The organism is Massilia aquatica (assembly GCF_011682045.1).
In the GTDB taxonomy this organism is placed as follows: domain Bacteria; phylum Pseudomonadota; class Gammaproteobacteria; order Burkholderiales; family Burkholderiaceae_D; genus Telluria_A; species Telluria_A aquatica.
The window spans coordinates 332528-356764 of sequence record NZ_VVIW01000004.1 but is presented as its reverse complement, the minus strand read 5'-3'; the positions used below and the strand labels follow the sequence as shown (position 1 = coordinate 356764).

Here is a 24237-nt window from a genome sequence, read left to right as displayed (position 1 = left end):
GCTTACACCCTGAACGTCCTCCCGCTCCACAGCATCAGCACAACCGCCCCTGCCAGCAGCCACAGATACCCCACCGCGCCGCCGATACCGCCCGCTACGCCATCCAGCGGCCGGTCCGCCTCGAAGCGCGGAATTTTGTCGTGGTCGGTAAAGTTCATTCGTCCCGCACAGCCCTGGCATGCATTGGCCGGATTGGCCGCTTCGGCCATCGCGCGCGGCCAGAAGAACGCCCGCAGTTCGTCCGTGTACGCGCCGGTGCGCTTGATGAAGCGCTTGTGCCGTTCCACGCCGGTTCCCGCCGCCTGTTGCAGCAGGGTGTCGAACACCATCGCCGGCGAGAGCCAGCGCAGCGTGGCCGCCTTGCCGGAAGCGAGTTCGTTCTGGCGCGCCGCGGCCGCGGCGCGTTCGGCCACCTGCCGCTCGACCGCCTGCTGCACCGCGATCTGCTTGGTCGCATACGACACCTTGCCAACCCGCTCCGCCGCCGACGCATAGGCCGGTTCTGCGCGCGCCAGCGCAACGAACAGCGCATCGCGATCGCCCGGCTTGAAGTCGTTCGCGCGGCGCAGGTCGTCCAGATACAGCAGCGGCGACTGCGCCGGATACGCCATGTCGATCAGCAGCGCGCCGGCGGCCGGCACGAAGAACGTGAATCCGATCCACACCGACACCAGCCGCAGGTAACTGCCCACCACCCCGATGCGGTTGGCCACCAGCGCGGTCAGCGCCACCCAGAACAGGGTGAAGCCGGCCAGCGCCGCGCCCAGCAACAGCATGGTGTCCATGGTCTGCATGCTCCAGCAGGGCGTGCCCGCCACCAGCAGGGCCAACACGGTCGCCCCCAGCGTGAACGGCACGCACACGACGGCGGCCACGCTGAACTTGAGCATGACCAGCTGGCGGAACGATGGCAGTTGCGCCGCCATCAGCCGCAGCGCGCCGGAGTCGCGTTCAGCCGCCAGGCGCGAAGCGCCAATGGCGATCAGGGCCAGCGGCAGCACATACACCAGCACGAACGACAGGTCGAAGTCGCCCAGGCTCAGGATGCGCGGGTTGATGAAGTCGAACGCGGCCGCCGGCGGCGCCACGTAATCCAGATCGGTCTTGATATAGAACGGCAGCAGCCGTGACTGGCCGATGGCGATGCCCGCCAGCGGCGACGGCGGCTTGACCGCATACGCGGCCAGCCCATAGCGCATGTAGCCGGCGGCGTCGGACGGGTCTTGCCAGTACGGCAGCACCGCATCAAACGGGCGGCTGTAGCGCGCCACGTCGGCCTGCTGCTTCGCCACCTTGGCCGCCGCGTGTACCTTGACCCGGTCGATGGTGGCCTGCTGCGCGTCCGCGTTGGCCTGGCCGTTGACCGCCCCCCAGCTAAGTGCCGCGAACAGCAGCGCACCGATGATCCATGTAAAGCGTGCCTTGAGCAGCATCGCCAGCTCAAAACCGAACAGTGCGCGCGTCATGGCTGCACTCCTTTCGCTGCGCGCCAGGCGGCAAGGCCGGCGACGAAGCACCATCCGGACAGCAGCAGCAGGGGCGCCGCCGCATTCGCCAGTACGCTGCCGAGCGGTGGCGCCTGGTAGGCAAACGCCGGCACCGATTCCCAGAACTGCTTGCCGGTCGACTTGCTGGCGTCTTCGTGTTCCGTGTGTCCCATCAAATCTCCATTGAGGCGGTTGACCATCGCGCGCCGGTAGGATTCGGCCGCTTCGATAAAATGCCTGTGCTGATAAAAGTCGGTGCCGGCGACGGCCGCACCGGACGCTTGCAGCGCCACGGTCGGCGTGAACGCGCCCAGCCAGCCGAAGGTACGGTCCTGCTGTTCGACCGAATCGTAGAAGCGCCCCAGCACGCGGTCGAACACCGCGTGCGATTCGCGCTCCGACTGGTCCAGCTGCGCGGCGCGCACATTGGTGGCGCCGGCCTTGATCAGGGCCTGGCGCCGCGCTTCCCATTTGTCGGCCCCTTCGTACGCGGGCGACTCGGTTTCAAGGTGGCTGCGCAGCTCCTGGTACGAGGGCACTGGTGCCAGCACCTGCGCCGCGTTGCCGGCGGCGCGCGGCAGCACCACGCACAGCACCAGCCAGAGCACCAGCATGATGGTCAGCGCCGCGCGCGCACTGGGCGCCTTGAGCGAGACGGCCAGTGCGATCAGCAAAAACACCAGCAGGTATAGGAAGTTCAGCAGGCTCCAGAGGGCCAGCCGGCCGGCGCCGCCCCAGCCGGCGTCGGGCAGGACCTGCAGGGCGTACGACCCCATCGCCACCACGGGCGCGAGCGCCATGCACACCAGCAGGCCCACCATCACCGCAAAGCGCGACAGCAGCAGCCGCCCCGGCGTGGCGCCGTTACCGAAGGCCATGCGCAGGGTGCCGCGCTGGCGGTCCTGGGCAAAGCCGGCAAAACCGAGCAGGATCGCGAACATCGGCCCCAGTATTTCGAGCACCTGCGCCACCGAGGCGGCGCTGCGCATGATCGGATCGGCATCCTGGTTGGGACGGAAAATCATTTCGTTGCGCTTGTGCGCTTCCAGCCAGACCGACAGGCCGACAAACGGCTCGATCCCGGGCGCGAGCACCTGCAATGGCGAGGACGGCTTGACCGCCCACACGCCGAAGTGGGCGGCGCTGTGCGGGTCTTTCTGGCCCTGCGCGACCCAGCGCGCGCGCTCGGATGCGGCAAAGCGCGTGCGTTCGTCGGCCATGCGTGCGGCGCTGTTCATCGACGCGAAAAACACGGTCAGCAGCAGCAATGGCGCCAGCATGGCAACCCAGCGCAGGCGCGGTTCGCGCCACAGGCGCTGCGCTTCGGCGCGCAGCAGCGCCGCATGCAGCGTTGTGCTCATCGTGCCAGCTCCGCAATGTAGACCTGTTCGAGCGTCGCGTGTTCGGTCGTCTGCGGATCGATTTCGCGTTCGATGCGGCCCGCGTGCAGCACGCCGACGCGGGTAGCGACTTCCTTGATGCGGTACAGGTCATGCGTGGCCATGAGGATGGCGACGCCGCGCTGCGAGGCGGCGCGCAACAGGCCCGACAGTTCGGACGCGGCCAGCGGATCAAGCCCCGAAGTCGGCTCGTCGAGCAGCAACAGCCTGGCCTCGCGCGCCATCGCGATCGCAATCCCGACCTTCTGGCGCATGCCTTTCGAGTAGTTGCGCGCGTGGCGGTCGTGGGCGTCGGCGCGCAGGCCGGCTTCCAGCAGCAGGCGGCGCAGGGTGGCGTCGTCGAGCTCTTTTGACGCCAGCAGCGAAAAGTAGCGCAGGTTTTCCAGACCGCTCAGTTCCGGATAGATCGCCACCTGTTCGGGCAGATAGGCGATCGCGCTGCGCGTGCGGGCCGCGTCGCCGGCCACCGGCTCGCCGCACACATGGATGCTGCCGCCGTCCGGCTGCAGGAAGCCGAGGATCAGATTGAGGGTGGTGGTCTTGCCGGCGCCATTGGGCGCGAGCAGCGCGTACACCTCGCCCGCCTGCAAAGTGAGCGAGAGGCCGTTCAGGGCCACGCGCTCGCCGAAACGGCGCGTGACCTTGTCCATCTGGAGGGCTGGTTTCATCATGTCCATGGGATGTCTTAACAAAAGAATTGCGAAAGTGTCGGGGACTATACGATAATGAGAACTTATTATCAATAGGAGTCTTGCCGTGAAACTCAGAAAGCTGCCTTGCGCACTGCTTTGCCTGTACAGCCCCCTGGCCGCGTATGCCGACGATGCGCCGGCGCCGATGCAGGTCGTCGTCATCGACAGCGCCCGTGTGCAAGCCGGCAGCGACAGCACGGCCCTGGGCAGCCGCCTCGACCTGACCCTGCGCGAGACGCCGGCCTCGGTCGAGGTGATCGACCGCGCCCTGATCGAGGTACGCGGCGCGCGCAGTCTCGATGAAGCGGTGCGCGGCGCGGTCGGCGTCACTCAGGGCGGCAATGCGACTTCGCCGTCGCAGACCTCGTCGCGCGGCTTCAGTGCGGGTTTTGTCAGCTATCTGTACGACGGCAGCCGCATCGCCGTGCCGACCATGAGCGCGCGTACCCAGGACACATGGAACTTCGAGCGCATCGAAGTCCTCAAGGGGCCGGCCTCGCTCATGTCGGGCGACGGCGCCATCGGCGGCGCGATCAATTTCGTGACCAAGCGGCCGGACCGCGCGCAGGCGTCCAGCGAAGCGATGCTTTCCTACGGGCGCTTCAATACGGCGCGCTTCGGGGCGGGCATCAACCGCCCTGTCGGCGACGCGCATGCGCTGCGCATCGACTACAGCCACCAGCAGAGCGACGGCTTCATCGACCGCAACAAGCAGCGCTACGACAACCTGACCCTGGCCACCACCAGTGCGCTCACGCGCGACATCACGCTCGACCTGAGCCTCGATCTGTTGTCCGATAACGTCAACTCGTACCAGGGTTCGCCCCTGGTCCCGCGTGCGCTGGCAACGGACCCGGTTGGCGCGGTCAGCGACACCGGCGGCCGCGTGATCGACCGCCGCCTCGCCTTCAAGAACTACAACGTCGACGACGCGGTGATGGAGTCCGAGAGCGCCTGGGCGCGCGCCAGGCTGACCTGGAAGCTCGCCCCCGACTGGACCTTGCGCAACGAACTGTCGTACTACACGGCCGACCGCAGCTGGCGCAATGCCGAAAGCTACACCGTGAGCGCGCCGCGCCAGGTGGTGCGCGACCTGGTCGGCGTCACGCACGACCACCAGGTGTTCGGCAACCGGCTCGACCTGTCGTACACCGGCAAGCTGGCCGGCATGAAGCACCGCTTTGCCGCTGGCGCGCAATACAGCAAGACGCGCTTCGCCACCCAGCGCAGTTTTTCGAATGGAGGCGCCGCCACCAATGCCGCCTTGACGGTCGACCTGTTCGATCCCGCCTACGGCACCTTCGACGCGCTCAGCGCCAACAGCGCGCTGTACACCGGCGCCGGCAACCGTTCCAATTTTTCGACCAGCATTCCGACCGCCTCGCTGTACCTTGAAGATGCGCTCTGGGTGACCGACAAGTGGACCATCGTCGCCGGCCTGCGCCAGGACCGCGTCAAGCTCGGGCGCCGCACGGCGGACCTGAACACCGGCGTGGCCACCGCCTATGCGCAAACCTACGATCCGCGCTCGCTGCGCATCGGCACCGTGTATGCGCTCGACAAGGACCTCTCGCTCTACGCGCAGAACACCAATGCCTCGGCGCCGGTCGGTTCGGGCAACCTGCTGCTGCTGTCCGCCGCGAATGCCGCCTTTGAACTGTCGAAAGGCACGCAGAGCGAAATCGGCATCAAGCAGGCACTGTTCGGCGGCAGCGTCGACTACACGCTGGCGTTCTACAAGATCGGCCTCGATAACATCCTCTCGCGCGACGCGGCGGTGCCCACCCTGACCGTCAACAGCGGCAAGCAATCCTCGCGTGGCGTGGAGCTGGCGGCGGCGTGGCGGCCCATGCGCCAGGCCAGCATTAACGGCAACGTGGCCGTGCTGGACGCCCGCTTCGACCAGCTGCTCGAAGCGGGCAACGTGTCGCACGCAGGGAAGCTGCCGCCCAACGTGGCCAAAAAAACCGGCAACCTGTGGGCCGACTACAAGATGGACCAGCTGCCGCTCAAGGTCGGCGCCGCGCTCAATTACACGGGTGAGCGCTACACCAACAACGCCAACACGATCCGCATGAACGCCTTTACCACGGCCGACGTGTACGCGAGCTGGCGCCTGGGCTCGGGCGAGATGACCCTGCGCGTGCGTAACCTGGGCGACAAGCTGTATGCCGGCTGGAGCGGCGCCAACGTGAACAGCCAGGTCATCCTGGGCGCGCCGCGTAGCGCCGACCTGACCTACCACGCGCGGTTTTAAGCGGGTTTTGTTACGTACTGCTTAAAGGCGCACCGGTTTGCTGTGGCGAAGGCGAAAATCAGGGTAAGATTGCCGTTCTTATCAACTTGCAAACCGGAGTACACCATGAGTTTCGACAATTTTCTGACTCGCCTGAAAACCAAAGCCGGTGAAATGAAAACGGAAGTACTGAAATTCAAGAACAAGGATTTCATGAACGCGGCCATGGCCGGTTCGGCGTTGATCGCCATGGCCGACGGTAGCATCACGTCGGACGAGAAGCAAAAGATGGTCAAGTTCATCGAGACCCACGACGCGCTGTCGGTCTTCACGACCAACGATGTGATCAAGGCTTTCCAGGAACACGTGGGCCAGCTCGAATTCGACAAGGATATCGGCGAATCGAAGGCTTACCAGGCACTGGGCAAGATGAAATCGAACGCCGAAGCGGCGCGCCTGCTGGTGCGCATGGTGATCGCCATCGCCTCGGCCGACGGCAATTTCGACGCCACCGAAAAAGCGGTTGCGGTCAAGATTTGCAAGGAACTGGGCGTCCCTCCGGCCGAATTCGAACTGGCATAAAAAATGGGGTGGGCGCGCTGCCCACCCCGTGCTTCTTGCTTGACTCAGTTACTTGGCTGAGGCGCGGATCTTGCCGAAGGCGTCGCCGGCTTTCCAGGTTGGCATCTTCGGCGCGTTCGCCACGCGCAGGCCCAGGTTCAGCGTGAACTGCGCCTGCTGCACCATCCCTGCCAGATCCCACGTCGGATCATATTCGTCGCCTACCTGGTGGTAGCGCGCGCGGTACGACGCCTGCTTGGCCTTCGCGCCTTCGATATCCTTCACGTAGTCCTTGCCGCCTTCGATCGAGAAGGCCGGAATGCCCGCCTTGGCAAAGCTGAAATGGTCGCTGCGGAAGTAGCCGCCGGCCAGGTCCGGCTCGGGCGTGCGCACCGTCAGGCCCATGGCCTTGGCGGTGGCGTCGGCCAGCGCGCCCAGCTCCGTGCGTTCACTGCCCTTGGTGCCGATATCCTTGGCCGCGCCGACGAAATTGAGGCTGTCCAGGTTCAGGTTGGCCGCGGTTTTTTTCGCTGGCCACAGCGGGCTGCTGGCGTACGCCGCGCTGCCCAGCAAACCCTGCTCTTCGGCCGCGACCCACAGGAACATCTGGCTGCGCCTGGCCGGCGCGCGCGCCGCTTCCTGCGCCATCGCCAACAGGCCCGCCGTGCCAGAGGCATTGTCGACCGCGCCGTTGTAGATGGTGTCCGCGCCTTCGCCTTGCTTGCCCAGGTGGTCCCAGTGGGCGCTGTAGATCACCACTTCGTCCTTGAGCTTCGGATCGGTGCCCGGCACCACGCCCGCCACGTTGAACTGTTCGACCATGCGCACGGCAGCCTTCATCTCGCCCTTGACCTTCGCCCTCAAGGCCACCGGCTTGAAGTTCTTGGTCTCGGCGGCGGTGCGCAGCAGGTCCAGGTCTTCGCCGGCGGCGGCGAACAGGGTACGCGCGGCAGCTTCGGTCATCCAGCCTTCCATGCTGGCGCCACGCTTGCCTTGCGCCAGCTGAAAGCGTTCGGCCAGCCAGCTGTTCTGCACCACGCTCCAGCCGTACGACGCCGAGGCGTCGGTGTGAATCAGCAGTACGCCGGCGGCGCCCTGGCGCGCGGCTTCCTCGAATTTGTAGGTCCAGCGGCCGTAGTAGGTCAGGCCCTTGCCGTTGAAGCGATTCGGTTCGGCGGCGGTCGGCGCCGGGTCGTTGACCATCATGACCACCACTTTGCCCTTGACGTCCATGCCCTTGTAGTCGTCCCAGCCCTCTTCCGGCGCGGTGATGCCGTAGCCGACGAAGACCAGCTCCGCATCCATCGCGTGCACGTCTTTGGCGTCGCCCGGCGCCCACACCCAGTCCTTGCCGAAGGCGAGCGACTGCGCCTTGCCGCCGGCTTCCAGCGCCACGCTGCTCGCTTCCGGGGTGGACTTCACGCCGGCGATCTTGACCGACTGGCGGAAGCTGTCGCCATTGCCCGGCTTGAGACCGGCGGCCAGCGCCTGTGCTTCAAGGTAGGCCACGGTCAGGTCGCCGCCGCGCTGGCCGGTGCCGCGCCCTTCGAGCAGGTCGTTCGACAGGAACGACAGGTGGGCGCGCAGCGGCGCTTCTTTAACGGTGGGAGCGGCGGCGCCGGCGGCGTAGGCCGGGAAAGCGACGGCCAGGCTGGTAGCGATGGCCGTGCCCACGAAGGAGGAAAGCATCTTTTGCATGGGTTCCTAGTGCGGTGAAAGGGTGGTAAATACGGCGTCCACGGGGGACGAAGCGAAACATTGTATGCCATTCCGCCGCGCCGTTTGCAAAGGAAATCGCGCCTGGCTAACGCAGTAGCAGCGTGTCTGTCGCCAGGATGCGGCCGTTGCGTGGGGCGTCGATGCGGCGCGTGGGCACGGTGTCTGCCGGCAGGCCCGGGATTGATTCCTCGATCAGGATGCGCGCGGGGCGGCCGCCCTCGAGTTCCAGTTCGATGGGCAGGCGCCGCTCGCCCATGCCGTGCAGGGTCAGCGTCCAGCCGCCGAAGCGCCGGGCGGCCAGTGCGCGGCCGTCCAGGCGCGCGGCCAGCACGCGCGCGCCTTCGACCCGCAGTGCGATGGTCGGCGCGGCGTTGTTGGAGGTGAGCGCAAAAGCCACCTTGCGCCGCACCGGGCTGTCTTCATCCTTGAGCATTTCCACCTGCGGAAAGGCGATGCCGCTCCTCGGCGCTTCGCTGACCGCGCGCGCTGCGGCGCCATCGAGCCAATACGATTTCCAGGTGGTGGCGTCGGCCAGGTAGGTGATGCCGGGCGCCGGCGGTGCAGCTGCTGGCGTGCGTGGATCCGCCGCAAGCGGTAGCAGCAGCACGACCGCCGGCAGCAGGCCGGCCGTTGCGATCGCGCCGCGCGCATGGCGCGACAGGCTGGCCGCCAGCGGCAGGTACAGCGCGCCAACGCCCAGCAGTACGCCGATCAGCGGCCACGCCAGCAGGTAGCTTGCGCCGGGCCTGGCCGCGCTCACGACGATCAGCAGCGCAAGCGCGCCCGCCAGCGACAACGGGGCGATGCGCAAGCCACGGCGCAGCAGCGCCCAGCACACCACCAGGCGCAGCGCGCAGGCGAGGTGAGTGATGTGCCACACCATGTGCTCCGGGTAGTGCAGCACGCCGGCCAGCGGTACGCTGAAGTACAGCCGCTGCGGCGCGGCGATGGCTTCCAGCGGCCGCGCGCCGAACGCGCGCACCAGCGACAGCATCGCTTCGCCGCCGGCAAGCGTCGCGGAAAAACGCATGCCGGCCAGGCCCAGGGTGCGTAGCGGCGAGGTGTCGGCTTCCGGCGCGCGCGAGGAGCCGGCCGTTGGCGCATCCAGGCCGGCCCACGCCTGCACGGTATTGCCATTGGCCCCCTGCGTGCCCAGAAGCGTGAGCGGACCCTCGCCGGCTGCGCCGTCGAAGCGCAGCAGCAGGCCGACATGGCGCGCCCACGGATGCTGATCCACAAAGGCGCGCGCGCCGAGCGAGGCGGCGTGCTCGCCATCGGCAATGAGCACGATCAGGTCCTCGCGCAAAGGCGGGCCGTGGCGCAGGGCGCGCAAGGTGTCGAGCAGGGCGGCCACGGCACCGGCGGCGTCGGGCGCATCGGCCACGCTGTCGTAGTGCGTGGCCAGCATGAGCGGGGTGCGGCGCACCAGTGCGCTGCCGCGCACGCGCAGCACGATGTTGTGCACCACCGCCACGGTGAGCCGGTCGGCGCCGCCCGTCACGGTGGCCGTCTGCACCTGCGAGTCTAGCAGCCTGTCGGACTTGGAATCGTCGGCTGCAAAAATACCTGGGACGGTCCATATTTCGCCGCTTTCTCGGCCAATAGCTCGCGATTGGCACTGCGAAATCGTCAAAATCTGGCCTCGCCCAGCTATTTTTTCGCTTCGACTCCCCAAGTCCGACAGGCTGCTAGTCCGAGCGCGCGCAGTTTTTCGAGCAGGTACTCGCGGGCGCGCAGGTTGGCGTCGCTGGCGATGGGGCGCGGCGTCTGCGCCAGGAAGTCCCGGTGCGCCAGCGCGCGGGTGAGTGAAAAACCGGCCGGCCCGGCATCGCGCGGCGCCGCCGGCGGGGCGGGGTGCAGCGCGAGCCAGGCCAGGGATGCGGCCAGCAGCAGGGCGGCGGCCAGTCCCGCCACGCCGCCCTTGCCGCCAATGAAGCTATCGATCCGCATCGGCGCGGCCGGGGTAGCGGTCGCGCCGATGTACATCGCTTAGTCCAGCGTCCAGACGTAGGCGATCTGCGCCCAGGCCGGTTCGGCCACGCCGCCAACCGTGGCCGGCTTGAATTTGCACAGGCTCAGGGCTGCGACGGCCGCCTTGTCGAGCTCACGCGATCCGCTCGATTTGTCGACGCGGGCATCGGTCACCTTGCCATCGACGCCAACCAGCAGCGCCAGGTTGACCGTGCCGGTGGCGCCATCGCGGGCGGCGCGCGCCGGGTAGTCCGGCTTGACGCAGGCCGAGGCGTCGGCCAGTACGGCGGTGCGTTTCTCGGCGGCCGGGCGGGCCACGGCCGGCACCGCCGGCGGGGCCACCGGGTCGGTCACGCGGGCCGGTGGGGTCACTGGCGGCAGCGGTGCGTCTTTCTTCAAGACCTCGGCGACCATGGTGTCCTCGCGCGGCTCGGGTTCCACGACGAACGGCTTGGGAATCACAAGGGGCGGCTGCACCGGAACCGGCTCGAACGGCTTTGGCTGCGGCGGCGGCTCGACCGGTTTTTCGGGCGTCACCGTGGTGACCGTGATTGGCGGCGGCGAGTCGGTCGGCCCCGGTACCCGGTTCATATTGTGGATCAGCGCACCGCCAACGAGGACGTGCAGCGCGGTGACGATGGCCATTTTGGTGAATTTGTTGCTGGCGCCGATGTGCTGTTGAGAGAAATGCATGGTGTGCTCCGTATTGTTGTGTTCACGAAATGGGTCGCATGGTGGAAGGCCGCGCTGCTTTACTTCCAGTCCATGGACTAAATATATGCTATGTCCTAGCAATTGAAAAGGGTTTTCGTAGTAATTTTTTTGCTTGTGTCGGAGGTGTGCAGGTCATTCTGGTGGTAAATCTTGCTGGCCGGGCCATGGCTCGCGTCGGGGGCCGATGTGTGAAATAATCTGGTAGGCGCGGCGTGCCTGCCGTCGGGTCGCACATATTGATGCGATTCAATGGCAAGGCGGAGTAAGCGGACGCAGCCTTTACCCCTGGAGAGTACAAGTGCAGACAGAGCAAAAATCGATTCGGGTCTTGCTGGCGGACGACCATCCCATCGTGATGACCGGTTTCGCCATGTCGCTGGCCGGTGTGGGAATGGATGTGGTGGGGCAGGCCAAGACGCCCGATGAAGCCGAAGAGATGTATGCCGCCCTCGATCCGGACGTGCTGGTGCTCGATATCCGCTTCGGCACCGAGTTGACGGGACTGGACGCGGCCAAGAGCATCCTGGCCAAGTTCCCGCAAGCGCGCATCGTGTTCCTCAGCCAGTTCGACCAGGATAGCCTGATCAAGGAAACCTACCGCCTCGGCGCGCGCGCCTTCGTGACCAAGGACTGCGACCCGGCCGACCTGGCCACGGCGGTCAGCCATGCGCACGAGGGCAAGCTGTATTTCCTGCCGCAGATCGCCGAACGCCTGGCCAACCTGTCGGTGCGCGGCGACGCCTCGCCGCAGTCGCAGCTCGACCAGCGCGGGCTGGAGATCTTCAAGCTGATGGCCGAAGGCCTGACCAACGCTGAAATCGCCGAGAAGCTCAACCTGTCGACCAAGACCATCAGCAATATCAGCCAGTCGGTCAAGGAAAAGCTGGGCGTGCACCGGCAGGCGTATATCACCAAGCTGGCCGTCAAGTACGGCTTGATCGAACCGTAGTGGGAGCTCGCGTGACGGTCGCGGTGGGCGATGGCGGCGGTTCGCTGCGGCGCGCGTTCAATCGCGCCTGCGTGGCGCTCGGCCTGGCGCTGGCCAGCGTCGCCAGCGCCGCCGGCGTGATCAGCCCGACCCTCTCCACCGACCCCACGGGTTTTCGCTTCCAGATCGTCACCGCCGACGACTCCGGCGTCACGCGTCGCATCGCCGACGATTTGTACAAGCAGCTGATGCCGATTTTCGGGGGCTTTCGCACCGAACTGGCGCAGCACCGGCGCATGGTGTACGTGGCCATCGGTCCGGTCGCGCTGCGCAATGTGGCCGCGCGCAAGTGCGATTGCGTGGTCATTGCCGCCTTCACCTCCAGCCAGGTGTGGCGCTCCGTGACGGAAAACCTGCAACCCGAGCGCGCGCTGTCGATGACGGCGATTTACGCCGAGCCGGCCCCGGTCGACCAGCTGCGCCTGATCGAACTGCTCTACAAACGCCCGGTGCGGGTGGCCGCCATCGTCAGCAGTAATACGGGGTTCCTGAAACCGACCTTGCAAGGCATCGCCGAAATCGAACATTACGATCCCAGTGAGGATATCAACGTGGTCCTGAACCGCATCGGCAAAACCGAGGTCCTGCTGGCCATGCCCGACCGCAGCGTCTACAACACCGAAAACGTGCGCAACATCCTGCTCTCGACCTACCGCCACAACCAGGCGGTGATCGGCTTTTCGGCCGACATGGTCATGGCCGGCGCGCTGGCCACCACCTATTCCACCATCGAGCAGATCAACGCCCAGGTGGCCGACGTGGCCAATGAATTCGTCGCCACCGGCGAACTGGCGCCGCCGCAGTTTCCGCGCTACTTCAGCACCGTCATCAACGAGGGCGTGGCGCGCTCGCTCGAGGTGGCGGTCGACGACGCCGCCCGTCACTTCACGCGTCGTCCACCGGTGAGGCGTCAATGAACCTGCGATTCTGGCAAAGCTGGAGCATCGGCACCCGCATGGCCTTCATTACCATGCTGCCGGTGGTGTTCTTGTTCTCGTCGTTCGTGGGCTACTCCTGGTACTCGCACCGCGCCCAGGTGGCGCTCGAACTCGAAGAGCGCGGCCGCATCCTGGCCAAGGCGCTGGCCGAAACGAGCGAATACAACGTCATCTCGGGCAACCTGTCCGACCTGCGCCTGACCATCAATGGCCTGGTCCAGTCGGACAAGAGCATCCACCGCATCGACGTGGTCGACGCCAACCAGAAAGGGGCGATCAGCGTCATCTCGCAGAACTCGGCCATCGGCGAAGACCGCTTCTACGAAGCCCCGATCAAGAAGCAGATGATCTGGATTAATCTGTTCTCCGACAACGGCGTGCCGCACGTCTCCGGTTCGAGCGACACCAAGCCGACCACCGTGCCGACCGAGGTGGTGGGCTATGTGCGGGTGACCATGTCGCCGACCAACATGCTGCACAAGCAGGCGCGCCGCTTCCAGGTCGAACTGGCCATGGCCGCGCTGGCGCTGGTGGTCAGCGGGGCGCTGGCCTATGTGCTGGCGCGCAGCCTGACCATTCCGCTCAAGTCCTCGATCGGCGCGCTGCGCGAAATCCGCGGCGGGAACTACCAGGTCGAGCTGCCCGTGACCACCGGCGGCGAGGTGGGCGAGTTGCAGGAATCGATTACCGAAATGTCGGTGGCGCTGGGGCGCTCGCGCCAGGACCTGGAAAACAAGGTGGCCGAACGCACCAAGGACCTGGTCGAGTCGCGCAACGAAGCGCTCAAGGCCGACGCCGACAAGCGCAAGCTGATTCAGAAGGTGAACTCGATCGTGGAAGATGAGCGCAAGAGCATCGCCATCGAGATCCACGACGAACTCAATGCCTCGCTGATCGCGGCGCGCCTGGAGTCGCAAAGCATTTTGCACCTGGCCGGCAAGGTGGAGCAGGGGCCGATGATCGACGAGATCAAGCAGAAGTCGCAAGCCATCACCAAGCTCACGCTCGACCTGTACGCCAGCGGACGGCGCCTGGTGCGGCGCCTGCGGCCCGAGGTGCTCGACATGCTCGGCCTGCACGGCGCGGTGGAAGAAATGATCCGCCACTACGACGCCAGCCATCCGGAATGTCATTTCCAGTTCCACTCCGACGGCGATTTTTCGGGCCTCGGGAGCGAACTGGCCATCTCCGCCTACCGCATCGTGCAGGAAGCGCTGTCGAATGTGCTCAAGCACGCCGGCGCCACCCACGCGCAGGTGGCCATGACCCTGTCCGAACAGGACGACACCCTGCACATCGAAATCGCCGACGACGGCGCCGGCTTCAGCACCGCCAGCGCCTCGTCGGGCATCGGCATCATCGGCATGCGCGAAAGGGTGTACGCGCTGGGCGGCACCATCGACTTCAGTTCCGAGCCCGACAAAGGCACCGTGGTCGGCATCGCCCTGCCGATCGCACAAACCGTCTGACGGTAGTATCTTCTTTCCACCGCCTTAACCTTCATCGCAAAACACACAATGTCGAACGAATTGAAAACGCCCTACGAACAGGGCAACAAAAACCAGACCACGACCTGGGCTGAGTGCATCGCATGGTACGAAGCGCTGGCGCGCCGCTATCCCGGCGTGCTCCATTTTGACGTCGTCGGCACCTCCGACGCCGGCCTGCCGATCCACGCCGGCGTGGTGTCGGGCGACGGCGTGTTCGAGCGCCAGCGCATCAAGGACGAAGGGCGTCCGGTCTTCTTCAACAACAACGGCATCCACCCGGGCGAACCGGAAGGTGTGGACGCCTGCATGGCGCTGGTGCGCGACTTCTGCACCGACCCGGTGCGCCTGGCCGCGCTGGGTAAAACGGTGTTCCTGTTCGTCCCGCTGTACAACGTCGACGGCAGCATCAACCGTGCCGACACCTCGCGCGTGAACCAGGACGGCCCCGAGCAGTTCGGCTTTCGCGGCAACAGCCGCCACCTCGACCTGAACCGCGACTTCGTCAAGTGCGACAGTCTCACCGCGCAGGTCTTCAACAAGCTGTTCACGGCCTGGGACCCGGACGTGATGGTCGACACCCACACCTCCAACGGCGCCGACTATCCGTACACGATGACCCTGATCCACACCCAGACCGATAAACTGGGCGGCGCGCTCGGCCGGTTTTTGCAGTCGACCATGCTGCCGCATATGTTCGCCGAGATGGCGCGGCGCGGCTGGCCGACCTGCCCGTACGTCAATCCGGTCAAGGACAGCCCGGACCACGGCATCGCCGAATTTTTGGAGACGCCGCGCTTTTCGACCGGCTTCGCTGCGCTGCACCACACCATCGGCTTCATGCCCGAGACGCACATGCTCAAGCCGTTTGCCGACCGCTACGACTCGATGCGCGCGCTGGTCGAAACGGCGCTCGACTTCACGGTGGCGCAGGCGGCCACGATCCAGGCGCTGCGCCGCGCCGTGCGCGACGAAGGCAAGACCCGGCGCGAGTGGCCGGTGCACTGGGCCATGGATGCCGCCAAGCCGTCGACCTTTCCATTTCGCGGCTACGCGGCCACCTACACGCCCAGCACGCTCGGCAACTACACGCGCCTGTCGTACGACCGCAGCGCGCCGTGGGAGCGCGACATTGCCTACTTCAACAGCTTCCCGGCCGATATCGTGGTGGCCACGCCGCGCGCGTACGTGCTGCCGCAAGCCTGGCGCGAAGTCGTCGAACGTTTGCAGTGGAACGGCGTGGCGATGACGCGCATCGAGGCCGATCGCGTCGAAGAGGTGCGCTGCTACCGCATCGTCTCGGTCGATTCGCGCGCGAACGCCTACGAAGGCCATATGTTCCATGACGACGTGCAGCTGGAAGCATTCACCCAGGCCGTGACCCTGCGCGCCGGCGACTGGATCATTGAGCTGGACCAGGACATGGCGCGCTACGCCATCGAAACCCTGGAACCGCAGGGCCACGACAGCTTTTTCCGCTGGGGTTTCTTTAACAGTGTGTTGGAGAAAAAGGAAGCGTATTCGGACTACGTGTTCGAAGACCACGCGGCCGAACTGCTGCGCGACGAGCCGGCGTTGAAGGCCAAGTTCGAGGCCTGGAAGGCGGCCAATCCGGCGCTGTTGTCGGACCAGTGCGCGGTGCTCGACTTCATCTTCGCCAACTGCGCGCGCTACGTGGAGCCGGAGTGGCGCCGTTATCCGGTGCTGTCGGTGATGTAAGCCGGCGCCAAAAAGGAAAAGCCTGAAAAGGGGGAACGCCTGCGTTCCCCCTGTTCGTTTACTGGTTCTTCTCGATCCAGCGATTGACCTTCACTTCCAGCAGCGACAGCGGCAAGGTGCCGTCTTCCAGCACGATCTCGTGGAATTTCGGCAGGCTGAATTTATCGCCCAGCGCCGCTTCCGCGCGGCGCCGCAGTTCGGTGATCTTGAGCGCGCCGATCTTGTAGCCGAGCGCCTGCCCCGGCCACACCATGTACCGCTCGGTCTCGCTCCTGGCCATCGACTCCGGATAACCGAGCGTGTCGCGCATGTACTGGATCGACTGCTCGCGCGTCCAGCCCTTGGCGTGCATGCCGGTATCGACCACCAGCCGCACCGCGCGCAGCATTTCATCGTTCAGGTGGCCGAAGTAATCCTCCGGCTTGTCGAACAGGCCCATCTCCTTGCCCAGGGTTTCGGCATACAGCGCCCAGCCTTCGGTATAGGCCGTGTTGCCGCTGAATTTGCGGAATTTCGGCAGGTCCAGCTCCTGCAGCAGGGCGATGTGGAAATGGTGGCCCGGCTGCCCTTCGTGCAGGAACAGGGTCACCATGCCGGTGCTGCCGTACTGGGTCGGATCGTTCACCACCGACCAGAACACGCCCGGGCGCGAGCCGTCCATGGCCGGCGCGCTGTAGTGGTCGGACGCGGTGGCACGCGACAGTTCCGGTTCCAGGCGCAGGTCCAGCGGCGCCTTCGGCATCAGGGTGAACAAGGCCGGCAGCTTGGTGCGCAGCAGCGCATCGAGCTTGCGGTACACGTCGATGACTTCCTGGTCGGTCTTGAACGGCTTGTATTTGGCCTGCTGCGACACCCACACCGGCAAACCCGCCGCCGGCCCGGTGTAGCCCATCTTCGGCCCCACCACGCCGTACTCGCCCTGGATGCGCGCCACTTCGGCCACGCCGATCGCATGGATCTGCTCCGGCGTGAGATTGGTGGTGGTGCGCACCGCCACGCTCTTTTCGTACCACTCCTTCCCTTCGGGCAGGGCGCTCCAGCCGGTGCTCTGGCGCGCCGCCGGCAGGTAGTCTTTTTCGATGAAGGTGGCCAGGCGCACCAGCGCCGGCGCTAATTTTGCGTCGATCGCCTTGCGGTAGGCGGCGGTCAGCTGCGCCTTGTCGGCGGCCGAAAAACTGGCCGGCATGTTGCGGATCGGGGTGTAGTAGATGCTCTCTTCAGCCTTGGCGCTGACCAGCTTCTGGTACTGCGGCAGCATCGACACCACCGCCGCGCGCGGCAAGGTGACGTTCACGCGCATCCCTTCGCGCATGTTGGCGATGGCCTGGTCGATCCATCCTGGCAGCTGCGTCAGGCGGTTCAGGTAGGCCTTGTACTGCTTGACCGTTGTCAGGGGCTGGGCGGCGTCGCCGCCGGCGTAGTTGGCGATGGTGACCGGCATGCCATCCATCTGGTTCAGCGGCAGCATCAGTTCCGGCAGGTTGGAGAACGACAGCAGGCTGTTCAACTCGAATTCGAGCACGTCGTAGTTGGTCTGCGAGCGCAGGTCGAGCGCGCGCCGGTCCAGCGCGTGCAGGCGGTTCAGGAACACGTTGTAGCGCGCGTTCTGGCGTGCCCGCTCCTTGGGGCCGATGCTCATGCCGATCTGGTCGTCGAAGCGGTTGTCGCCGCGTTCGGTGGCGTCGACCGGGTCGAAGCGCGCCACCGCTTCATAGTAGTCGGCGGCGAGTGCGTCGAGCTGCTTCTTGGCTTGGGCCGATACCACGCCCGATACCTTACCGGCCAGCGGCGCGGCCGGCGGCGCGGCCAGCGCGGCGGCGGGTGCGAAGGTGAGGGCGAGCGCGGTCCACAGCGCGGTCTGGGCGAAGATTTTATGCATAATAATTATCCGGAGAAAAATGAGCGCGGCAGTCAGGATACGCGATTTTTTTGTTCGCGTACCCTTGGCCGGAGGCGATGGATTTGCCCGATCGGCAGCGCGCGCACGAATGGGAATGTGATGCGAGCCGCTCGCCGCTTGTTGCGGGAGCGGCTTTGTTTTTTCAGCGCACCGCTGGCGCTTCGGTCAGCATGCCGCGCTTCTTGAACCAGATTTCGAGCGGAATCGTCACCAGCGGCGGCACCGCGGCCACCAGGGCGATCAGGGTCGCCCACCATGGCCAGCGCAGGCGCAAAGCGGCCAGCACGGTCACCACCACATACACCATGAACGCGCCGCCATGTACGGGGCCGAAGAAGCGCACGCCCAGGTCGGTGGTCTCGGTCGTATATTTGAGGAACATGCCGATCAACAGGCCGGTCCAGGTCAGGCCTTCGATCAGGCAGACGGCGACGAACAGCTTGCCGATGCCGGTGGGTTTGGTTGTGGTCATGCCAGCTCCGCGATGGTTGTAAGATGCGCGAAGCATAGACCACTCCGGTCCATGCGATCAAGCAAGTTTTTGTAGGGGCGTGATCCGGTAGACACAGCGCGCGGCGCCGGCCAGCACATGCTGCTCGCGCGTGACGGTCGCATCAAGCCCGGCGACTTCGGCGAACAGCTGGAGCTCGGAGCGGCAAAAGCCCTGGCAGGTGCGCGCCGCCACGCAGATCGGGCAGTGGTCTTCGATCAGCAGCCAGCCCTGCGCGTCGGCCTCGACGCGCGCCATATAGCCTTCGTCGGTGCGTACCGCCGCCAGTTGCGCCAGGCGCTCCTGCACAGTGGCGCCGTTGCAAGCTTGCCGGTACAGCAGGCGCGCTTCGTTCTCGCGCTGGGCCACCAGTTTATCGAGTCCCTCTTCGCCGAACAGCTGGCGGATCGATCCGATCAGCTGCACCGTCATCTGCGCATGCGTGTCCGGAAAGCGCCGGTTGCCGGCCTCGGTCAGCACCCAGTCCTGGCGCGGCCGCCCGACCCCGGCCGCATCCTGCTGGCGGCCCTCGATCAAGCCCGCCGCGACCAGCTTCTGCACCTGCTGGCGCGCCGCTTCCGGGGTCATCTCCAGCATCTGCGCCAGGCGCGCGGTGGGGCTCGGCCCCTTCGACTTGATGAAGAACAGGATGCGTTCGGCGGGCTTGCCCTCGGCCGAGTTATCCAACGATTTGCTTGCGTAATTCACGGCTCAGCCTTATTATCCAAACGTTTCCTTGCATATTAAGCCAATCCCGAAGTCCTGTCGATCAAAGAACCATGTCCACTGCTGCTACCACCACACCTGCCACCGCCTCCTGGGGCGCGCTGTTTTCCGGCCAAAACGGCCTGCTGGCCCTGGCCCTCACCGGGGGCGTGGCGCTGCACGCAATCAATGTCCACATCGTCACCACCGTGCTGCCGTCGGTGGTGCAGGATATCGGAGGCCTGGACTGGTACGCGTGGAACACCACCTTGTTCGTGGTGGCCTCGATCATTGGCGCGGCGCTGTCGGTGCGCTTGCTGGCGGGCGCCGGCCCGCGCGGCGCATGCCTGGCGGCGCTGGGCATCTTCGCGCTCGGCTCGGCCGCCTGCGCGAGCGCGAATTCCATGCCGTGGATGCTGGCCGGGCGCAGCGTGCAGGGCCTGGGCGGCGGCGCCCTGGCCGCCCTGAGCTACTCGCTCATTCGCGTGGTGTTCCCCGCGCCCCTGTGGCCGCGCGCGGTGGCGCTGGTGTCGGGCATGTGGGGCGTGGCCACCTTGTGCGGGCCGGCCGTGGGCGGCCTGTTCGCCCAGTCCGGGCACTGGCGCTGGGCCTTCTGGACCCTGCTCCCGGTGGCCCTGTTGCAGGCCATGCTGGTGGCCGTGCGACTGGGACCTGCCGCCGGCGCCTCCGTCAAGCCGGTGATTCCGGTGGCGCAGATCGCCTTGCTGGCCGCCTCCGTGCTGGCGGTGGCGGCGGGCGGCTTGTCGCGCGCGCTGGTGTGGCAGGGCGCCGGCGTGGCGGCCGGCATCGCGCTCGGCGTGGCGGCGATGCTGGTCGAACGCCGCTCCACGGTGCGCCTGCTGCCGTCCGGGACCTGCGAACTGGCGTCGCCACTGGGCGCGGTGTACGCCAGCGTGGCCCTGCTGCTGGTCGGCACCACCACCGAAATTTATGTCCCTTACTTTTTGCAGACCCTGCACGGCTACACGCCGCTGGCCGCCGGCTACCTCACAGCCGCCATGGCGGCTGGCTGGAGCTTCAGTTCCATGCTCTCGTCCGGGCGCCAGGGTAACGCTGCCGTGGCGATGCTGCGCGCCGGCCCGCTGCTGGGCGCCGTCAGCCTGGTGGCGCTGGCGCTGCTGGTGCCGACCGCCGGCGCGCTATCACCCGGCATGCTGATGCTGTTGTATGGCGTGGCGCTGGCCGCTGCCGGCGCCGGTGTGGGCCTGGGCTGGCCGCACCTGCTTACGCGCGTTCTCACCCTGGCGCCGGCGGGCGAGGGCGGCCTGGCCTCGGCGGCGATCACCACCGTGCAGTTGTACGGCATGGCGATCGGCGCGGCGGTGGCGGGGCTGGTGGCCAATGCCGCCGGCCTGACCGAACCGGGAGGCAAGGCCGGTGCGCAATCGGCGGCCCTGTGGCTGTTCGCCAGCTTCGCGCTGGCGCCTGCACTGGCGGCGCTGCTGGCGCGCCGCATTGCCCGCAAACGAGGAGAAGGCGCATGAGCGCTTCCACCTCCATCTGGCTGTTCCAGTCGGTGCACGCGCTCGGGCTGTCGGCCTGGCTGTCGATTGCCGTCATCAATAACCTGCAAGCGTTTGCCGGGTCGGCCGGGGCGGTCGGCGCCACCCTGTCGATGGCGCCCTTGAAGCAGGCGCCGGAAATCGCGACGCCCTTGCTGGCGCGCGCCATCGCCTCGCCCTTGCCGGCGCGCTTTGCCATGTTGATCGTGCTGGCGCTGCAGATCGCCGCCGCCGGCGCCGGCTGGACCGGCGCGTATGCGCTGGCGGTCGGAGGCGACCTGGCGCTCGCCCGTCCCGCACTGAACCTGGCCTTGAGCAGCTTTGCCGCCTTCCTGTTCGCGATGCATCTGGGCGGGATGTGGTTCGCCTACTGGATCCGGCAGGAGGGCCTGCAACTGACGCATATCGCTTTGCTGGTGTGGAGCGTGGCGGCCTTTTTGCTGTTTAACCTGCCGCTGGCATAAGGAGCGCGATGCGCGAACAACTCGAACAACTGCTGGCGGCGGGGCGCGACAACGCGCTGCTGCGCTTCGGCCTGGGGAACGCTTGTCTGAAAGAGGGCGACGCCGCCGCCGCCGCCCTGCATTTGCAGCACGCCACCGAGCAGAACCCCTTGCATTCGGCTGCCTGGAAGCTGCTCGGCAAAGCCCTGCTGGCGCTGGGCCGGATGGATGACGCCGACGCCGCATGGAACAAAGGCCTGGAGGTCGCCGTGAAGCAGGGCGACATCCAGGCCTCGCGCGAGATGACGGTGTTCCTCAAGCGCTTGCGACGCTAAGCGCTTATTTATAGAAGCGCCAGCGCGGCTTGAAGTCGCGCGCGATCTTCTCGTTCTTGAGGCGCGCGCGTACCAGTTCGACCGGCAGCATGCCGCCGTCGAGAATGCGGTCGTGGTACTCCAGCAGTGTCATCTTGCCGCCGTCGACCAGCTCGCGTTTCAGTTCGCGCAGTTGCAGCGCGCCGACCATGTAGCCGGCCTGGTACAGCGGCGGATAGTCGCCGTTGAACGAACGCCGCACCTCGGCGCGCGCATTGTCCGGCTCATGGCCGACGCGCTCGATCAACATCTCGACCGCCTGCTCGGGCGTGACTTTCCCCATGTGGAAGCCGAGCGAAAACAGGATGCGCGCGGCGCGGTGATTACGCCAGAACATCATGCCGATGCGGTCTTCCGGCGTGACCGCGAAGTTGCGCTCGTAGAGCAGCATTTCCCAGTACACGGCCCAGCCTTCGACGTAGAAGGGCGAGTCGAACAGGCGGCGCTGCGGCTGGTAGCGCTCGGCCATGAACAGTTGCAGGTGGTGGCCGGGAATCAGTTCGTGCTGCACGGTCGCGCGCGAAAAATGCGGGTTATTGCCGCGCATGGACATCATCTTCTGCTCGTGCGTCATGTCGGCCGTGGGGTAGGACACCAGGATCGTGTCGCCGCCCAAAAAGAAGGGGCTGATCAACTGGCTCTCGGGCGAGAGCATGTCCATGCGCCAGCTGCGGCGCGCCACTTCGGGCACCGTTACCAGCTTGTTGGCCGCCATGTAGTCGATCGCTTCCTTGGCCAGGCGCCGCACCATGGCGGGCTGCTCGCCCGGCGCCACGTACATGGTTTTCACCTTTTCCATGGCCGCGTGCCAGTCGCTCCCGAACCCCATCTCGGCGGAAGCCTTGCGCAGTTCGGCCTCGCCCCAGGCCAGTTCCTTCTCGGCCAGCGCCATCAATTCTTCCGGCGTGTACGGGATCATCTCGCGCTGCAGGGCGCTGACCAGGCCATCGCGCCCGATCGGGTCGCCCGTCACATTGAGCAGCTTGGCCGAGGCCTTGCCGACCAGCCGTTCGTTGAGAACGGCCGCGTACTCGCTCATGGCCTTGTCCAGGTCCGCATACGGACGCTTGACCCACCAGGTCAGCTGCGGGTCGTACCCTTCGTAATAGCCGTACCAGGCTTTCAGGTCGCGCGCGGTGGTAGCCAGCACCTGCGCGGCGCGGTTGGCCACGCTGCGGGTCGCCATCGGCTTGCGCGCATTGATGTCGGCCCCGGCCAGCAAGGCCTGGTGCGCCTTGCGCACGCCCACCAGCGCTTGCTGGAGAACCGCCGCGCTGGCCGCGCCGTCCTGCGCCTGCATCACGCGGCGCGCTTCGGCCATGTCGATCAGCGCTCGCGCGAACGGCGCCAAAGGTTCGGCTTCGATGAATCGCTGGCGCTGGGCCGCCAGTTCGCGCAGCTCGAAGTCGATCTGGTTGCGCATCATGACCACGTCGATGCGGTCTTCCACGCCGTAGCTGTCGAACGGCAGCGCGTCGAGCGCGGCGCGCCACTGGGTGAAGAAATCCTGCATCTGGCGCGCACGCGCCGTACCGTTGGCCACCGTGTACAGCTTATCCAGACTGGCGTAATCGAGCTGGTAGCGCTGGATAAAGGCCGGCATGGCCTGCTGCGCGATGGCGAAATGCGACAGCGGCGGCGTCAAGGGCGCTGGCGCCTGTTCTTGCCCACCGGCGGCGGCGTGCGTGGCCAGGCCGGCCGCGCCCAGCGCCGCCGCCAGCAGCAGGGAGCCGCGCATCAGTAGGTGGCCAGCGCGGAAGGCACGCCGTTCTTGAAGGTGTAAACGGTGACGGCGGACTTCAACATGTTCCCCTTGTCGTCGTAAGCGTAATTACCGACCACGCCCTTGTAGCTGCTGGCGCGCATGGCCGTGGCCACCACCGACGGATCGAGCGAATTGGCCGACTTCATGGCCTGCGCGATGAACATGGTCTGGTCGTAGAACGAGGCCGCGTAGACATCGGGCGCCTGCTTGAAGCGTGCCTTGTAGCGGGCCTGGAAGGCCGGGCCGTCGGCCTGTTTTTCCAGGATCGCGCCACCCTGCGCGCACAGCACGTTCTCGCCGACGGCGTCGCCCCCGAGCTTGGCCATTTCGGGGCTGCACAGGGTGTCGCCGCCGAGCAGTTTCGCTTTCAGGCCGAGCGCGCGCATCTGGCGCGCCATCGGAGCGCCCTGGGGCGCGTAGCCGCCGAAGAAGATCGCATCGACGTTCTTCGATTTGAGCTTGGTCAGGATGGCGGCGAAATCGGTCGCCTTGTCGGTCGTGAACTCGTGGCCCGCGACCACGATGCCGGAGGCCTTGGCCTGCTTGACGAACTCCATGGCGATGCCCTGGCCGAAGGCGGTGCGGTCGTCGATCACCCCGATGGTTTTCAGTTTCAACTGCTTGGCCGCGTAGCCGGCCATCGAGGCGCCGAGCTGGGTGTCGCTGGCGACGATGCGGAACACGCCCTTGTAGCCGCTCTGGGTGACCTTGGGATTGGTGCCGACGGTGGACATGAGCGCGCCGGCGTCGTCGTACACGCGCGAGGCGGGAATGGCCACGCCCGAGTTGTAGGGGCCGAGCACGAAGCGCACGCCGGCGTCGACCAGTTTTTGCGCCACCACCACGCCGGCTTTCGGATCGCCCTGGTCATCTTCGGACTTGAGTTCGAACTTGATGGCCTTGCCGCCGATGCTGATTTTTTTGGCGTTGAGTTCCTCGAGCGCGAGGCGCACGCCGTTTTCGTTATCCTTGCCGGCAAAGGCGTTGGCGCCCGAGAGCGGGCCGGTCACGCCGATCTTGACGAGCTGCTCCTGCGCCAGCGCGGCTTGGGAAACCAGCAGCAGGGCCGCTGCGGCGAAGGGAATATGTTTACGGTTCGGTGCCATGCGTTTGTCTCTCCTCTGG

The 24237-nt window shown here is 66.3% G+C and carries 21 protein-coding genes; 9 read left to right on the top strand and 12 right to left on the bottom strand.

Annotated features, from left to right (window positions below; translation table 11 throughout):
* Positions 1–2: 2 nt before the first annotated feature.
* From F1609_RS10135 to F1609_RS10125, 3 genes are read right to left on the bottom strand one after another with little or no spacing between them, the layout of a single operon-like run.
* Positions 3–1466 (bottom strand): DUF3526 domain-containing protein, encoded by a 1464-nt coding sequence (locus F1609_RS10135; protein WP_167076311.1) that lies wholly within the window; start codon positions 1464–1466, stop codon positions 3–5.
* Positions 1463–2848 (bottom strand): ABC transporter permease subunit, encoded by a 1386-nt coding sequence (locus F1609_RS10130; protein WP_167076310.1) that lies wholly within the window; start codon positions 2846–2848, stop codon positions 1463–1465. Before F1609_RS10130 ends, F1609_RS10135 begins: the two co-directional genes overlap by 4 nt.
* A complete protein-coding gene (locus F1609_RS10125) occupies positions 2845–3555 on the bottom strand; it encodes an ABC transporter ATP-binding protein (protein ID WP_229421770.1) in 711 nt (236 codons plus the stop codon). The genes F1609_RS10130 and F1609_RS10125 overlap by 4 nt, the downstream gene beginning before the upstream one ends.
* 88 nt (positions 3556–3643) lie before the next feature.
* On the opposite strand from F1609_RS10125, the gene F1609_RS10120 reads away from it, so the two are divergent.
* Positions 3644–5836: a TonB-dependent receptor gene (locus F1609_RS10120; protein WP_167076309.1), complete on the top strand. Its 2193-nt coding sequence runs from the start codon at positions 3644–3646 to the stop codon at positions 5834–5836.
* Between the two features lie 105 nt (positions 5837–5941).
* Positions 5942–6397: a tellurite resistance TerB family protein gene (locus F1609_RS10115; protein ID WP_167076308.1), complete on the top strand. Its 456-nt coding sequence runs from the start codon at positions 5942–5944 to the stop codon at positions 6395–6397.
* Between the two features lie 48 nt (positions 6398–6445).
* Here the strand turns inward: F1609_RS10115 and F1609_RS10110 are convergent, their stop codons facing one another.
* From F1609_RS10110 to F1609_RS10095, 4 genes are all read right to left on the bottom strand, one after another.
* Complete coding sequence (locus tag F1609_RS10110) at positions 6446–8074, bottom strand: M28 family peptidase (RefSeq protein ID WP_167076307.1); 1629 nt, start codon at positions 8072–8074, stop codon at positions 6446–6448.
* A gap of 106 nt (positions 8075–8180) precedes the next feature.
* Positions 8181–9611: a M28 family peptidase gene (locus F1609_RS10105; RefSeq protein ID WP_167076306.1), complete on the bottom strand. Its 1431-nt coding sequence runs from the start codon at positions 9609–9611 to the stop codon at positions 8181–8183.
* A gap of 134 nt (positions 9612–9745) precedes the next feature.
* Positions 9746–10081: a hypothetical protein gene (locus F1609_RS10100; protein ID WP_167076305.1), complete on the bottom strand. Its 336-nt coding sequence runs from the start codon at positions 10079–10081 to the stop codon at positions 9746–9748.
* A 3-nt stretch (positions 10082–10084) separates the two neighbouring features.
* Positions 10085–10759, bottom strand: coding sequence for an energy transducer TonB (locus tag F1609_RS10095; RefSeq protein ID WP_167076304.1), 675 nt, complete (start codon positions 10757–10759; stop codon positions 10085–10087).
* 319 nt (positions 10760–11078) lie between these two features.
* Between F1609_RS10095 and F1609_RS10090 the strand changes: the two genes are divergently transcribed.
* Genes F1609_RS10090 through F1609_RS10075 form a run of 4 tightly spaced genes read left to right on the top strand, consistent with a single transcriptional unit; the run spans position 11079 to position 15912 of the window.
* Positions 11079–11729 carry a response regulator transcription factor gene (locus F1609_RS10090; RefSeq protein WP_126077256.1) on the top strand — a complete coding sequence of 217 codons (651 nt, stop codon included), beginning with the start codon at positions 11079–11081 and terminating at the stop codon, positions 11727–11729.
* An 11-nt stretch (positions 11730–11740) separates the two neighbouring features.
* Positions 11741–12685, top strand: coding sequence for a hypothetical protein (locus F1609_RS10085; protein WP_370661612.1), 945 nt, complete (start codon positions 11741–11743; stop codon positions 12683–12685).
* Positions 12682–14175, top strand: a complete 1494-nt coding sequence (locus tag F1609_RS10080) for a sensor histidine kinase (RefSeq protein ID WP_167076303.1) — start codon at positions 12682–12684, stop codon at positions 14173–14175. The genes F1609_RS10085 and F1609_RS10080 overlap by 4 nt, the downstream gene beginning before the upstream one ends.
* 48 nt (positions 14176–14223) lie before the next feature.
* On the top strand, positions 14224–15912 hold the full coding sequence (locus tag F1609_RS10075; protein ID WP_167076302.1) for a M14 family zinc carboxypeptidase: 1689 nt from the start codon (positions 14224–14226) through the stop codon (positions 15910–15912).
* A 58-nt stretch (positions 15913–15970) separates the two neighbouring features.
* Here F1609_RS10075 and F1609_RS10070 read toward each other — a convergent pair whose 3' ends face one another.
* The 3 genes from F1609_RS10070 to F1609_RS10060 form a co-directional block, all read right to left on the bottom strand.
* Positions 15971–17791 carry a DUF885 domain-containing protein gene (locus tag F1609_RS10070; protein ID WP_167076301.1) on the bottom strand — a complete coding sequence of 607 codons (1821 nt, stop codon included), beginning with the start codon at positions 17789–17791 and terminating at the stop codon, positions 15971–15973.
* Positions 17792–17954: 163 nt separating this feature from the next.
* Complete coding sequence (locus F1609_RS10065; protein ID WP_167076300.1) at positions 17955–18284, bottom strand: DUF3817 domain-containing protein; 330 nt, start codon at positions 18282–18284, stop codon at positions 17955–17957.
* A 57-nt stretch (positions 18285–18341) separates the two neighbouring features.
* A complete protein-coding gene (locus tag F1609_RS10060; RefSeq protein ID WP_167076299.1) occupies positions 18342–19010 on the bottom strand; it encodes a helix-turn-helix transcriptional regulator in 669 nt (222 codons plus the stop codon).
* A gap of 71 nt (positions 19011–19081) precedes the next feature.
* On the opposite strand from F1609_RS10060, the gene F1609_RS10055 reads away from it, so the two are divergent.
* Genes F1609_RS10055 through F1609_RS10045 form a run of 3 tightly spaced genes read left to right on the top strand, consistent with a single transcriptional unit; the run spans position 19082 to position 21308 of the window.
* Positions 19082–20512 carry an MFS transporter gene (locus F1609_RS10055; protein ID WP_167076298.1) on the top strand — a complete coding sequence of 477 codons (1431 nt, stop codon included), beginning with the start codon at positions 19082–19084 and terminating at the stop codon, positions 20510–20512.
* On the top strand, positions 20509–20994 hold the full coding sequence (locus F1609_RS10050; RefSeq protein WP_167076297.1) for a DUF2165 family protein: 486 nt from the start codon (positions 20509–20511) through the stop codon (positions 20992–20994). The genes F1609_RS10055 and F1609_RS10050 overlap by 4 nt, the downstream gene beginning before the upstream one ends.
* 8 nt (positions 20995–21002) lie before the next feature.
* A complete protein-coding gene (locus tag F1609_RS10045; protein ID WP_187362977.1) occupies positions 21003–21308 on the top strand; it encodes a tetratricopeptide repeat protein in 306 nt (101 codons plus the stop codon).
* A 4-nt stretch (positions 21309–21312) separates the two neighbouring features.
* Here F1609_RS10045 and F1609_RS10040 read toward each other — a convergent pair whose 3' ends face one another.
* Together F1609_RS10040 and F1609_RS10035 are read right to left on the bottom strand one after the other, a co-directional pair.
* Positions 21313–23085, bottom strand: a complete 1773-nt coding sequence (locus F1609_RS10040; protein ID WP_167076296.1) for a DUF885 family protein — start codon at positions 23083–23085, stop codon at positions 21313–21315.
* Entirely contained in the window at positions 23085–24218 is a 1134-nt protein-coding gene (locus F1609_RS10035) for a branched-chain amino acid ABC transporter substrate-binding protein (RefSeq protein WP_167076295.1), read from the bottom strand. The genes F1609_RS10040 and F1609_RS10035 overlap by 1 nt, the downstream gene beginning before the upstream one ends.
* Positions 24219–24237: the final 19 nt, after the last annotated feature.

What these genes read in the sequence shown, in the direction of transcription:
- F1609_RS10135 (WP_167076311.1), bottom strand. Translation starts at nt 1,466, where the DNA reads ATGACGCGCGCACTGTTCGGTTTTGAGCTGGCGATGCTGCTCAAGGCA.
- F1609_RS10130 (WP_167076310.1), bottom strand. Translation starts at nt 2,848, where the DNA reads ATGAGCACAACGCTGCATGCGGCGCTGCTGCGCGCCGAAGCGCAGCGC.
- F1609_RS10125 (WP_229421770.1), bottom strand. Translation starts at nt 3,555, where the DNA reads ATGAAACCAGCCCTCCAGATGGACAAGGTCACGCGCCGTTTCGGCGAG.
- F1609_RS10115 (WP_167076308.1), top strand. Translation starts at nt 5,942, where the DNA reads ATGAGTTTCGACAATTTTCTGACTCGCCTGAAAACCAAAGCCGGTGAA.
- F1609_RS10110 (WP_167076307.1), bottom strand. Translation starts at nt 8,074, where the DNA reads ATGCAAAAGATGCTTTCCTCCTTCGTGGGCACGGCCATCGCTACCAGC.
- F1609_RS10100 (WP_167076305.1), bottom strand. Translation starts at nt 10,081, where the DNA reads ATGTACATCGGCGCGACCGCTACCCCGGCCGCGCCGATGCGGATCGAT.
- F1609_RS10095 (WP_167076304.1), bottom strand. Translation starts at nt 10,759, where the DNA reads ATGCATTTCTCTCAACAGCACATCGGCGCCAGCAACAAATTCACCAAA.
- F1609_RS10080 (WP_167076303.1), top strand. Translation starts at nt 12,682, where the DNA reads ATGAACCTGCGATTCTGGCAAAGCTGGAGCATCGGCACCCGCATGGCC.
- F1609_RS10075 (WP_167076302.1), top strand. Translation starts at nt 14,224, where the DNA reads ATGTCGAACGAATTGAAAACGCCCTACGAACAGGGCAACAAAAACCAG.
- F1609_RS10070 (WP_167076301.1), bottom strand. Translation starts at nt 17,791, where the DNA reads ATGCATAAAATCTTCGCCCAGACCGCGCTGTGGACCGCGCTCGCCCTC.
- F1609_RS10065 (WP_167076300.1), bottom strand. Translation starts at nt 18,284, where the DNA reads ATGACCACAACCAAACCCACCGGCATCGGCAAGCTGTTCGTCGCCGTC.
- F1609_RS10055 (WP_167076298.1), top strand. Translation starts at nt 19,082, where the DNA reads ATGTCCACTGCTGCTACCACCACACCTGCCACCGCCTCCTGGGGCGCG.
- F1609_RS10050 (WP_167076297.1), top strand. Translation starts at nt 20,509, where the DNA reads ATGAGCGCTTCCACCTCCATCTGGCTGTTCCAGTCGGTGCACGCGCTC.
- F1609_RS10045 (WP_187362977.1), top strand. Translation starts at nt 21,003, where the DNA reads ATGCGCGAACAACTCGAACAACTGCTGGCGGCGGGGCGCGACAACGCG.
- F1609_RS10040 (WP_167076296.1), bottom strand. Translation starts at nt 23,085, where the DNA reads ATGCGCGGCTCCCTGCTGCTGGCGGCGGCGCTGGGCGCGGCCGGCCTG.
- F1609_RS10035 (WP_167076295.1), bottom strand. Translation starts at nt 24,218, where the DNA reads ATGGCACCGAACCGTAAACATATTCCCTTCGCCGCAGCGGCCCTGCTG.